Source organism: Arthrobacter jinronghuae (assembly GCF_025244825.1).
Classification (GTDB): Bacteria; Actinomycetota; Actinomycetes; order Actinomycetales; family Micrococcaceae; genus Arthrobacter_B; species Arthrobacter_B jinronghuae.
The window spans coordinates 3540903-3552337 of record NZ_CP104263.1 but is presented as its reverse complement, the minus strand read 5'-3'; the positions used below and the strand labels follow the sequence as shown (position 1 = coordinate 3552337).

Annotated in this window: 9 protein-coding genes; 2 read left to right on the top strand and 7 right to left on the bottom strand. The window is 65.6% G+C overall.

Annotation, left to right across the window (positions count from 1 at the left end; all coding sequences use genetic code 11):
* Nucleotides 1–145: 145 nt before the first annotated feature.
* The gene (locus tag N2K98_RS16760; RefSeq protein ID WP_255864542.1) at nucleotides 146–1084 is read left to right on the top strand and encodes a glycosyltransferase family 9 protein; all 939 of its coding nucleotides are present in this window, start codon (nucleotides 146–148) and stop codon (nucleotides 1082–1084) included.
* Here N2K98_RS16760 and N2K98_RS16755 read toward each other — a convergent pair.
* The 6 genes from N2K98_RS16755 to N2K98_RS16730 form a co-directional block, all read right to left on the bottom strand.
* Nucleotides 1081–2115 carry a S66 family peptidase gene (locus N2K98_RS16755; RefSeq protein WP_255864543.1) on the bottom strand — a complete coding sequence of 345 codons (1035 nt, stop codon included), beginning with the start codon at nucleotides 2113–2115 and terminating at the stop codon, nucleotides 1081–1083. The genes N2K98_RS16760 and N2K98_RS16755 overlap by 4 nt on opposite strands.
* Nucleotides 2116–2173: 58 nt before the next feature.
* The gene (locus N2K98_RS16750; RefSeq protein WP_255864544.1) at nucleotides 2174–2968 is read right to left on the bottom strand and encodes a sigma-70 family RNA polymerase sigma factor; all 795 of its coding nucleotides are present in this window, start codon (nucleotides 2966–2968) and stop codon (nucleotides 2174–2176) included.
* 103 nt (nucleotides 2969–3071) lie between these two features.
* The gene (locus N2K98_RS16745) at nucleotides 3072–3401 is read right to left on the bottom strand and encodes a hypothetical protein (protein WP_255864545.1); all 330 of its coding nucleotides are present in this window, start codon (nucleotides 3399–3401) and stop codon (nucleotides 3072–3074) included.
* 97 nt (nucleotides 3402–3498) lie between these two features.
* Complete coding sequence (locus N2K98_RS16740) at nucleotides 3499–3921, bottom strand: hypothetical protein (RefSeq protein WP_255864546.1); 423 nt, start codon at nucleotides 3919–3921, stop codon at nucleotides 3499–3501.
* A gap of 278 nt (nucleotides 3922–4199) precedes the next feature.
* Nucleotides 4200–6605 (bottom strand): trypsin-like serine protease, encoded by a 2406-nt coding sequence (locus tag N2K98_RS16735; RefSeq protein ID WP_255864547.1) that lies wholly within the window; start codon nucleotides 6603–6605, stop codon nucleotides 4200–4202.
* Between the two features lie 353 nt (nucleotides 6606–6958).
* Nucleotides 6959–8296, bottom strand: coding sequence for an Ig-like domain-containing protein (locus tag N2K98_RS16730; RefSeq protein WP_255796396.1), 1338 nt, complete (start codon nucleotides 8294–8296; stop codon nucleotides 6959–6961).
* Between the two features lie 304 nt (nucleotides 8297–8600).
* Between N2K98_RS16730 and N2K98_RS16725 the strand changes: the two genes are divergently transcribed.
* Nucleotides 8601–9581 (top strand): EamA family transporter, encoded by a 981-nt coding sequence (locus N2K98_RS16725; RefSeq protein WP_255864548.1) that lies wholly within the window; start codon nucleotides 8601–8603, stop codon nucleotides 9579–9581.
* A 191-nt stretch (nucleotides 9582–9772) separates the two neighbouring features.
* Here N2K98_RS16725 and N2K98_RS16720 read toward each other — a convergent pair whose 3' ends face one another.
* The gene (locus N2K98_RS16720; RefSeq protein ID WP_255796398.1) at nucleotides 9773–11314 is read right to left on the bottom strand and encodes a long-chain-fatty-acid--CoA ligase; all 1542 of its coding nucleotides are present in this window, start codon (nucleotides 11312–11314) and stop codon (nucleotides 9773–9775) included.
* Nucleotides 11315–11435: the final 121 nt, after the last annotated feature.

Below are 11435 nucleotides of genomic sequence, written 5' to 3'. Positions count from 1 at the left end.
CCCCGCCGGAAGGGGAACTAAACACCGCGCGAATCACTTCTTTGCCAGCCGGAACTGCCGCCCCACCCGTATCCCGCGGCACAATCTTCTGGCAGGATGTGGACGTTCTGGCAGGAGTCGACCCGACCGGAAGGAAACTGCGCCCATGCCCGAGGTGGCCGACCGTCCCGAACTACTGGTGCTGCGAGCCCTGAAACTCGGGGATCTGCTGGTCGCGGTTCCGGCGCTGAAGGCCCTGCGGCGGGAGTATCCGGAGCACCGCATCCGGTACGCGGCGCAGGAGTGGCTGCGTCCCATCCTGCCGCTCACCGGGGCCGTGGATGACCTGCTTCCCCTGCACGGCCTGGATGTGCCCATTCCGCTCGCGCCCGGACTAATCGACGTTGCCGTGAACCTGCACGGCAGCGGTCCGGAGAGCTGCAGCCGGATCGAGGCGCTGCAGCCCGGTCGCCGGATCGGTCATGCGGGACCCGGGTGGGACGGTCCGCCGTGGAAGGACGGTGTCCACGAACGGGAGCGGTGGGCAGGATTGCTGTCCTGGCACGGCATCCCTGCGGATCCGCTGGATTACCGTTTGGAGCCGCCGCCGGCGGAGGAAAACGCGCCGGAAGCGGTAGTGATCCATGTGGGCGCGGCCTACGGCAGCCGGCTTTGGCCAGCGGACCGGTTTGCCGACGTCGCCCGTGAACTGGACGCCGCAGGTTTCCCGATTCTCTTTACGGGCAGCGGGGCCGAGCGGCAGCGGGCGCTCGCCGTCGCCGACGCCGCCGGGCTTGGGGCGGAGCGCGTGGTGGCCGGTGAGCTTCGGCTGGACGAGTTCGCCGCCGTGATTTCCCGGTCCCGGCTCGTGATCTCGGCCGATACCGGAGCCGCACACTTGGCATCGGCCTATGCCCGGCCGTCGGTGGTCCTGTTCGGCCCGGCGCCGGTCAGCGAATGGGGTCCGCCGCCGGGGCCGCACATCGCCCTGACCGACGGCAGCCGACGCCGCGGAGACACCTTCGCCACGGATCCGGACCCCGCGCTGCTGGCGGTCACGGTAGAGGACGTCCTGGCCGCCGTGGAGAAGCTCGAGGCGCTCTAGCGGTCGCTCAGGCGAAGCCGGCCGCCGGATGCGTCCACGGTCAGTTCCGCGCGGCCGCCGATCGGCAGGGTCAGCTGCGGCTGGGTGTGCCCGAAGTCCACGTTGGCCAGAACCGGCAGGCCCGCCAGGGCAGGCTGCGCCGCGATCTCCTGCAGATGCGGCAGGGTGATGCCGCTGGACGCCTGGAACCTGCCGATGACCAGGCCTTGGATATCTTCCGCGTCCGGCTGCTGGAGCAGGGAGGTGAGGTCACGGGCAAAGGTCCTGGGATCGGTGGCTTCATCGTCTTCCAGCATGAGCACGGAGCCGGCCAGCGGAGGCATCTGCGCGGTGCCCTGCAGGAGGTTCAGCGTGCACAGGTTCCCGCCGATAATACGGCCGGATGCGGCGCCTTGCTGCAGGTTCCACCATCCGCTCCCCGGCCGGGGACTGCGGTTGTCCTGGTCCAGGAACCAGGCATCGTCGATCCACTCCGCGGAGGGGGCAAGCTCCATCCGGTAGCCGTCCACCAGGGCGTCCACGAACCACTGCTGGGTTAGGTCAAAATGGTCCCGCATGCCGAAGCTGGACCAATGCGGACCGGAATAGGTCACCAGGCCGGTGCGGGCGAAAATCGCGTTCTGCAGCGCCGTAATGTCGGAGTATCCGCACAGGATCTTCGGATTGGCGGCAATCAGGTCCCAATCCAGATAGGGGAGCAGTTCATTGCTGTTGAAGCCGCCGATGACGGTCAGGATGCCCTTGACCTCCGGATCCGCAAACGCGTCATGCAGGTCGGCAACGCGGGAGGCGACCGATGTGGAGTCGAAAATGTCGCGCTCATCCACGTGGCGGCCGTAGGAAAGCCGCAGGCCCAGGCCGGCGAAGCGGCGCTCGATGAGTGCGCTGTGATCGTGTTCGGCCACCATGGCGCGGCTCGCCGCCGGAGCAATGACGCGCAGCAGGTCGCCTTTGGCCAGTTTGGGCGGGACGGTGGCTAACGGGACTGTCTTTTCCGGGGTGCTGGTTTTCGGAGCGGCGGCGGGATCCATGGTGGAACGGTAACAGGGCTCCGTACGGTATGCGGGCAGGTGCGGGCCGCGCGGCGGTTCAGGCGGTTGCACTGCCCCCGACCGCGGGAGTCGCGGCTTGGTTGAGCGTGGAAGCACCCAGCAATTCATGCTGCAGCCGCACCAGAATCCTCGCCAGTCCGCGGGAGACCTGCATCTGGGTCAGGCCCAGCCGTTCTCCGATGGCCTGCTGGGATTCCTCGTGGAAATACCGCAGGAACAACAGTTCCTTGTCCTGATCCGTCAGGTTCCGCACGGCGCGGCGGAGCATGGCAAGGTTTTCGGCCCGTTCCAGCCGCCCGTCGGCTACGGCCCATTGCTCGGCGCCGGTGGTGTCTGCCAGCGCTTCCAGGGATTCCGGGCGAAGACTGCTCTGGCAGTTCAGTGCTTCCGAAACGGCTTTCGTGGTGACTCCCAACGCCTCGGACAATTCACGGAGCGACGGCTCCCGCCCCAGCGTCTGCAGGAGTTCCGGTTGCAGCCTGGCGATGGCGGTCCGCAGGTCCTGGAGCTGCCGCGGGGGCCGGACTACCCAGGAGTGATCCCGGAGGTAGCGCTTGAGCTCTCCATGAATGGTGGGAACCGCGAAGGCCGGAAAGTGCGGGCCGACGGCAGGGTCAAAGCGGCGAACCGCCTTGATTAGTCCCATGTACGCGACCTGGCGCAGGTCCGCCAGCTCACGTCCCCGCCCCGCGTAGGCGGCGGCAGCCGTTTCCGCGATTTCCCGGTACCGGAGGACAAGTTCGTTGTGCAGTGCCTGCTGCAGGTCACCGCGTGCCTGGCGGGCTTTTTCAAATGGAAGCAGGGAGGACGGAACACCGGAGAAAGCGCTCATGAGCAGCACGGGTTTTCAGCAGCAGGTTCGGCCCGCTGCTGGACCGCCTGATCAGGACACCAGAGCACTCACGGGTTATCAATAGCCCGGACCACCTGTTTTGTTACTGCTTCTTGAGCTCTCGATGGAGCAGAAGGTATAAGCGCCGCGAATATCCCTTATCCTTCGGAGCGGCGGGACCGGCTCCGTTTACCGCGCCGGCCCGGTCTGCGGAGTGGTGCAGGACCAACGCGGCGACGGCGGCCACCGCTACGGGCGCGCTTCCCAGGGCAATCATGACACTGCAGTACATCCACAGGAACATCAGGGTGGGCGGGGTGCCGAGCGGCGCCTCCAGGAACCCGGCCGCCAGGACCAGCCAGTACGCCGCGCAGGCAGCGAGGACAATCCAGGCGGTGCGGCGGCGGACGAGGGCGAGCAGCTTTTGCTCCATGGCGAAGATCCAGGCAGATAGGAGGAAGTGCCGCCTGCTTGACCCATCAACCCTAGGCCCGCAGGCGGCTCCACCGCCGGTTATGCGGAGCTTGTCCCTACTTTGTGGACATCGGGGTTGTCATTCCCACTGATTCCTCCACAATGACGGATATTTCTCCGGCAGGTGCCTGCTCGTCGGCTGCCGCCTGCAGTGCGGTGACCTGATCCGCGGGGACCTTGACGGTCACCGTGCCGGTGCGACCGCTGGTGCTGATCGAGTGGACTTCCAGGTCCTGAACGGGCTTGTCCGCGAGCCAGGTCTGCACTTGGCTGCCGGCCTGCTGCAGTTCGTCGGCGTTGAACGCCACGAGGACCGGCTCTGCACCGGCGTCGCGCACCTTGGCCTCGGCCTCCGGACCGGTCACCGCGACGTAGAGAACGCCGCGGTCAATCCAGCCGTCCGCGTATTCGGCTCCCAGCTCGTTCCTGAGGCGCGCGTGCAGCAGCAGGAGCTGGGCAGCGGGTCCATCCGAGTTCATGGTTGCATCCGATCCTGGTGTGGGTGACGTGGCAGTGCCGGATGGCGAATCCGGTGGGGTACCGGGCCCGCCGTCTTGCGGCGCGCAGCCGGTAACCGAGCCTACGGCGATCACGGCTGCCACGGCGGCCCCGGCCAGGGAACGGGCTGAAGGCAGGTGGAGCGACGGCGGCGTCCGGTTTCGGATCATGATTCCTCCTGATGCGTGACTGTAGCTTAAGTCAAAGCGGGTCCCGGCCGTTGGCAGGGACCCGCTTCAGTTGTTTACCGCTGGCGCTGTTAGGCGTCCACGGAGACCCGGCGGCGCTTGTTGTACATCAGCGCCGCGGCACCGGCGGCGAGCAGGGATGCTCCACCTCCGGCAAGCAGACCGAGGTTGGCGGCGCCGGTATCAGGCAGTCCGCCACCCGGGTTAGCGGCCGGAGCGGGGTCCACCACAACCGGAGCTGCGGTGACCGTGATGCCCGCGAAGGCATCGGCCGACGGAGCACTGTTGATGGTCTGGGCGGCCGTGATCCCGTAGTCGCCGGCGGTCAAATCGCCCATCGGAACGGACCAGTTGCCGTCTTCATCCACGACTACGGCTTCGAGGGCCTTGCCATCGATAGCAACGGTCACCTCGACGCCGGCGGTGCCGGTACCGGTGATTTCGTTGGGGAGTGAACCTTCAACGAACTCCTGGCCGTCAGTGGGGGAGGTGATCACCGGAGCGTCGGGTGCGACCGTAAGGTTCAGCGTCGCTGCCCCCGATTCTTCCTTGCCGTCAATGCCGCCCTGGACCGCGGACAGCTCGTAGACGCCGTACGTCAGCGGTTCCTCGAGGGTTACCGACCAGTTGCCTTCGTCGTCGACCTCGGTATCGAGAACCGCAGCCGTAGCTACGTCCTCTTCCTCGGCGTCGCCCGGCACAGTCAAAGCCACGGTGGCGCCGGCTACGCCGGTGCCTTCAATGGTCTCAATGGAATGCAGCACTGTGGCAGGAGTCGTGAAGACCGGCGCCGGCAGGGGGGCTTCCTTGACCGTCAGCTCGAATTCGCTGACAGACGATTTGTTGTATCCGTTGACGGCCTGCGCGGTGATGGTGATCTTTTCGTCTGCTGGGACCAGGGTCGGTGCCTTGATCGTCCAGGTGCCGTCGGCGGCGGTCTCTGCCTTGGCGTCTTCGCCGTCGATGGTCACGTTTACGGTGCTGCCGGCAGGAGCGGTGCCGGTGATGACCGCGTCGGTGTCAACGGTGCCGTTGTTCGCCGGGCTGGTCAGCGCGGGTGCGTCCAGGTGGATGCCCACCGTGTAGCCCGGGACAGAGGCCAGCGCGGTATCCAGATCAGCGGCAAAGGAGATGGGTTCATTATCGGCCCCGCCGCTGGTGATGCCCACGCCGTATTCGCCGGAGATCATCGCTCCGCCGGAGTCGCCCCCGTCCACGAAAACATCGGTAAAGAAGCCGTGGACCCAGACACCTGATACGGAGGCGATTCCCAGCTCAGTGATCGTGCCGCAGTCCCAATTGGTGGTCCTGCCCGACTTGCAGATCGGGGCGCCTACGACAGGCGAAGTGGTGCCCTTGAGCTTGACCGTAGTGGCGGAGAGGTCTTCTGTGTTTTCCCAGTTGGCCGTCTCCGCGCGGAGGTCCAGCTCGGTGTTGATGTTATCGATGACAGCTATGTCGGTACCGGGTGCCTCCGCCGTGCCGTCGTGCGACCACGATCCGAACGTACCGAGCTCTTCACCCGTACCGAATTCGTCGGTCGTCACTTCGAGGAAGGTCTGGCTGCCAGCACCGTCTGCGCAGTGCCCTGCGGTGATAATGGCCTCGGCGCCACTCGCGTTGTATCCGGTGTAGCCCACGGAGCAGCTGTAACGGCTCGAGCCGACCTCGGAGTAGTAGCCGGCGCCGCCGACGACGGTGTCGTCAGCCTTGGGCTTCACCTCGGGCTGGTTCGGGTTGAGCTTCACATTCGTGTACTGCTTATCAAATTCCTCCGGGGACATGGCAGGAGCCGTGCGTGCCGCCGAAGGGGTGCCCTCGATGGCGAACGGGTCGCCGAGGTCGATGGTGAAGCCTCGCTCCGGGCTGCCGGAGACTGACCTCAGGTTCTCGGTACCCACGGCAGAGGCGTAGGCAGACAGAAGGTCTTGCAGATCGGTGGCCTGCTTGGCCTCAGGCTCAGAAGCTCCTCCTTCAACTACCGCAGTCTCTGTTTCGTCCGCCGCGGGCGCCTCGGGCGCCTGGGTGAGAAGCTCAATGGGAGCCTGCAGGGACGGAGCTTCAGCGGGGGCTGCGGGCTCAACAACAGTGGCATCGAGTTCCGCGGCGAGTGCCTCGAGTTCTTCGCCGCTGCCGGTAACAACCAAGCCATTGTCACGGATTTCGATGTTGACAAAGCCCTTGGTGGCCCTGAGCTGCGCTAGGGCAGCTGAGGCCTTTTGGCTCAGCTCGCCTGCAGCCACGAATTCATCGACGGTCATCCCGAGATCGCGCTGGAGGGCCTCCTCGAGGCCGGGTGCCAGTTCTCCGGTACCCTGCAGCAGCGGTGCGGCAGGTGTTTCGGTCGTGGTCGGCTGCGGGGTGTCCCCGGTATCAGCCATGGCCGGGCCGGCGATGAATGCGCCGCTCACCGCCAGAAGGGCAGCGGCGCTAAGGGCGCCTACCCGTGCATAGAGCGGGCGTGAACTTTCCTGCATGAAATTTTTCCCCCATAAAACATCGACCCCCGGCGTTTCCATGCAGGCGCACGTACGGCACCTGGAGATTGCGGAGGTAATGAGACTGAAACTACTGAGTTTGTACTGATCCCGGTCGATTCGCTGAAAGACCGTTATCCGGCCAGTGAATTCGATCGTCCGGAATTAAAGCGCCCGGTAACCGAGATCACAGACACGCGAAAGAATAGCGGTCATCACCCGGGATGGCAAGGCAACCGTGGTGCCTTCTATTAACCGGGACTAACGTCACCGGGGTTCGCGGAAACGGTATAAATACGAGGACGGGCCCCGGCTATTGCCGGGGCCCGTCCTCGTTTACCGCTTAGGGATTCCTAGGACTCCGAAGCCATATTGCGGCGGCGGTTGAACAACAGGGCGGCACCACCGGCGGTGAGCAGGGCTGCTCCGCCTCCGGCCAGCAGGCCCAGGTTCGCCGCACCGGTGTCGGGCAGTCCGCCCGCTCCCGGGTTTCCGACCGGAACGGGGTTGACGGTGACGGGCGGGTCAACGACTGCAGCCGTAACGGTGAAGCCGGTGTCGGAGAAATCGGACACAACGTCTCCGACGGCCTGGATGGCAACAATGTTGTGGGCGCCCTCAGCCACAGGATTCATCGGGACGGACCAGTTGCCGCTGGCATCGGCGACGGTTGCCTGGATCGCGAGTTCATCCACATCCGCTTCACCGTCGAGGTCGAAGTCGACGACGAGCTCGACGTCGGCACCCGGCACCGCGGTACCGGTGATTGCTGCCGGCAGCTTGTTGACGGGGATTTCGGCGCCCTCGCCCGGGGTGGTGACCACCGGAGCGGCGGGGGCCACGAGGATGACGCTGGAGATTTCCTCAGAGCTATCCTTGCCTTCCTGCGACTGCACGAGGGCCACGTTATGGGCTCCGTAGCCCAGGGGCGTCTCGAGGGTCAGCTCCCAGCTGCCGTTCTCGCCAACTGTGGCTGTGCCGGTAACCGGTGTTGCTTCGTCCCCGCCGATCGTGATCGTGACGGTGGCCCCCGGCACGCCGTTGCCGGTCAGAACCTTCAGAGTGTCGACGACGCGGAACGGGGTGGTGAGGGTCGGAGCCGGCAGCGGAGCATCTTCAAGGGTCACTACGACGATGGTGGCAGCTGACCTGGTGTCGCCGTTGACGGCAACTATCGAAAGCGTCAGCGTCTCCCCGCCCGTCGCGACGAAGGTGGGCGCGAAGACACTCCACGTGCCGTCTTCCGCTACCGGGATGGTCTGCGGCTCTGCTCCGTTGACGGACAATTCCACAGAGGTGGCCCCCGGCGCTGTTCCCTTGATGAGGTGGCTCGTCTTAATGACATCACCATCGGCCAGATTCGTCGTGGGCGGCGCCAGAACTGCGGGTGCGGTCTCGGTGGGCGTCGGGGAGGCGGTGCCGGTGGGTGTCGGGGCAGCGGTCCCGGTGGGCGCCGGGGCGGCGGTGTCAGTGGGCGTCGGAGCGGCCGTATCCGTGGGATCCGGAGTCGCCGTGCTGGAGACCGAAGGAGCCGGCGTCGGAGACGGCGTGGTGGTCTCGCTGGGACCCGGAGACGGTGTCACCTCTGCGGCCATCGCGGGGCCTGCAATGAATGCACCACTGACCGCCAAAAGCGCTACGGCGCTAACGGCACCGACCCGTGCCGAAATGTTGCGTGTATTTTCCTGCATGAAATTTTCCCCCATAAACCGTCAACCTCCGGCGTTTCCATGCTGGTAAGGCGGCAAATGGAGAATGCGGAGGGAACGAGACTGAAACTGCTGAACGAGTATTTGAAGTGCGCACAGTAATGTGCGTCCTCAATAAGTAGTATCTGCGACGGTCAGAGACCCTTGCCGCAGATAATGGCGAGAATAGCGTGCCTCTCCCGAGATCGCAAGGCCTCGAATTATCTGTAGGGAAAGCATGTTGAAAGCGCTCCCCGCGCCGGGTAGCGTCGCCGTCGTAATCCCGGACTAAACCGCAGGGAGATTCATGGCACGGGCGCGGGTAAAAGGCAGCCAAACAGCGCTGCGGCCGGGGGCGTCCGGAATTTTCGTGGCGCTGGCATCGTCGGCGGTGTTCGGATTGTCCGGATCCTTTGCGAAGTCGCTGCTGGAAACCGGTTGGAGCCCCACCGGTGCCGTTGCTGTCCGGATGCTCGGAGCGGCACTCGTCCTCGCGGTTCCCACTGCGCTCGTCCTGCACGGCCGCTGGGAACAGGTGCGTGGCAACTGGCGCACCATTGTGCTGTTCGGGTTCATCGGGGTGGCCGGGTGCCAGTTCTTCTATTTCAACGCAGTGGAGCGCCTGTCAGTGGGCGTGGCCCTGTTGCTGGAATTCCTGGCACCGGTACTGATGGTGCTTTGGATTTGGGCTGCCACACGACGCCGGCCCGGCACCCGCACGGTCCTCGGCGCGGTGGCCGCCGTGGCGGGGCTGGTGCTGGTCCTGGATTTGGGCGGCAGCACGCGCATTGACCCGGTAGGGGTGCTGTGGGGACTCGCCGCCGCGGTCTGCCTGGCGATCTATTTCTTCATGACCGCCAAGCAGAACGATTCCCTCCCGCCGCTGGTGCTGGCCACCGGAGGCATGTTCGTGGGCGGTGTCACCATGGCCGCGTTGGGCCTCACCGGCATCCTGTCCCTGGATTTCAGCACCACGGATGTGGACCTGGCAGGTTGGCGGACCGCCTGGTGGGTCCCGCTGATCGGCCTGGTGCTGTTCTCCACGGTGCTGGCCTACGTCACCGGAATCATTGCGGCCCGCTCCCTCGGCTCCCGGGTGGCGTCGTTCGTGTCCCTGACCGAGGTGCTGTTCGCCGTCCTGTGGGCGTGGCTGCTGCTTTCGGAGCTGCCACGCCCCGTCCAGCTGGCCGGCGGGTGCCTGATCGTTGCCGGCGTTGTGCTGGTTCGTTCCGACGAACCGGCCGGGCTTCCGGGGGAGGCAGCGGCCGACGTCGAGCCCTACGCCTAACGGGGAGGTTCGCGTGCACGGGCCCCTGTGGGACCTTCAACGGTCCTGGAGGGGCCTGGAGGAAGGCGGCTTTAATATTCTCGGCGAGCTCTGCGAGCCGAGAATTTCGTTGCCGCCGTTCCAGGCCCCGTAGGGGCCGTGTCCAGGCCCGCGAAAGTCCCCGTAGGGGCCGTGTCCAGGCCCGAAACCGACTATGCCCCGGGCGCTTCGGCCGCCAGGGGTGCGGAGACCTTGATTTCGCGCTTCAGGATCTTGCCCGTGGGCCCCTTGGGCAGCGCATCGGTCAGTTCGATGAGCCGGGGATACTTGTACGCGGCCAACCGGTCCTTGGTGAACTGCTGGATGTCCGCAATCAGCTCTTCCCGGGCCGCGTCGTCAGCAGGAACTGCCTCTTCTCGAAGCCCCACAACGGCCGCGATTTCCTCGCCGTGCAGCGGGTCGGGGATGCCGATGACCGCGGCTTCGGCCACGGCCGGGTGTTCGTAGAGCACCTCTTCGATCTCGCGGGGATACACGTTGTAGCCGCCGCGCAGAATGATGTCCTTCTTGCGGTCCACTATGTAGATGTTGGCGTCCTCGTCGAAACGGGCCAGGTCCCCGGTCCGGAACCAGCCGTCCGGGATGGCAGCGGCCGTGGCGTCGTCGTTCTTCCAGTAGCCCTTCATCACTCCGTCGCCGCGGACGGACAGCTCCCCGACCTCGCCGACCGGAACGTCGTTGCCGTCCGGGTCCAGCATCCGGACCTCTGTCCCTGCCACGGTTTTGCCGATGGAACCGGGCCGGCGGTCGCCGCCGGGAACGTTGAAGGAGACAATCGGCGAGGTTTCCGAGAGGCCGTAACCCTCCAGCAGTTCGATGCCGAAAACCTCCTCGAACTCGTGCAGGATTTCCAGCGGCATGGCGGAACCACCGGTGATGGCTCCGCGCAGGGAGGACAGGTTGGTGTTCTTGACCGCCGGGTGGCGCAGCATGCCTACGTACATGGTGGGCACGCCTTCGAAGATGGTCACGCCGTCGCGCTCGATGATTTCCAGCGCCTTGCCCGCATCAAAGCGAGGCAGCAGGCTGATGGAGGCACCGGACAGGACGGACGAGTTCAGGGCCGCGGTCTGGCCGAACACATGGAAGAATGGCAGTCCGCCGAAGTGGACATCAGTCTCCACCGTGTTCAGCAGGGACTGGGCAACATAGGCGTTGGTGAGAAGGTTCCGGTGCGTGAGGGCAGCGCCCTTGGGCCGCCCCGTGGTTCCGGAGGTGTAGAGGATCACCGCGGTGTCCTGGTCATCCACCTCCGCCACTTCCGTTCGGCTGTCCGCACCGGCAAGCAACTGCAGGAAAGCGGCGGAATCCACGGAGACCACCTCCACGCCGCCGGCCTCTTCCGCCCCGGCGGAGACTTCCGCGGCCACGCCCTCCCACGCGAAGACAATCCGGGCACCCGAGTCCTGCAGGTGGTAGGCCACCTCGCGGGCCTTCAGCAGCGGGTTCATGGGAACGACGACGGCGCCGTGGCGCAGGGTGCCGTAGTACAGGAACGCCATCTGCGGGATGTTCGGCATCACCAGCGCAACGCGGTCTCCGGGCTCCACCCCCCGGCTGGCCAGGAGGCCGGCAACCTTGGCGCTCATGGCGTCGAGGGCCGCGTAGGAGACTACGGTTTCATCTAGCTTCAGGGCTGTCCGCTCCGGAAAGCGCGCCACCGTGTCGGTCAGGATGCCGGCGAGGTTGTGCATGGGGGTGATCTCCTTTGATCTGTGCAACGTAGAGGGAAGTCTAGCGACCGGCGTCGAACGCGGGAAACTTTCTTAACCAGGCGGCTCACAAACGGAGCGCGGAAAACGTCTACCGTATGTG

Excerpts from the sequence above, each read along its gene's own strand:
- N2K98_RS16760 (WP_255864542.1), top strand. The coding sequence starts at position 146 with ATGCCCGAGGTGGCCGACCGTCCCGAACTACTGGTGCTGCGAGCCCTG.
- N2K98_RS16755 (WP_255864543.1), bottom strand. The coding sequence starts at position 2,115 with ATGGATCCCGCCGCCGCTCCGAAAACCAGCACCCCGGAAAAGACAGTC.
- N2K98_RS16750 (WP_255864544.1), bottom strand. The coding sequence starts at position 2,968 with ATGAGCGCTTTCTCCGGTGTTCCGTCCTCCCTGCTTCCATTTGAAAAA.
- N2K98_RS16745 (WP_255864545.1), bottom strand. The coding sequence starts at position 3,401 with ATGGAGCAAAAGCTGCTCGCCCTCGTCCGCCGCCGCACCGCCTGGATT.
- N2K98_RS16740 (WP_255864546.1), bottom strand. The coding sequence starts at position 3,921 with ATGAACTCGGATGGACCCGCTGCCCAGCTCCTGCTGCTGCACGCGCGC.
- N2K98_RS16735 (WP_255864547.1), bottom strand. The coding sequence starts at position 6,605 with ATGCAGGAAAGTTCACGCCCGCTCTATGCACGGGTAGGCGCCCTTAGC.
- N2K98_RS16730 (WP_255796396.1), bottom strand. The coding sequence starts at position 8,296 with ATGCAGGAAAATACACGCAACATTTCGGCACGGGTCGGTGCCGTTAGC.
- N2K98_RS16725 (WP_255864548.1), top strand. The coding sequence starts at position 8,601 with ATGGCACGGGCGCGGGTAAAAGGCAGCCAAACAGCGCTGCGGCCGGGG.
- N2K98_RS16720 (WP_255796398.1), bottom strand. The coding sequence starts at position 11,314 with ATGCACAACCTCGCCGGCATCCTGACCGACACGGTGGCGCGCTTTCCG.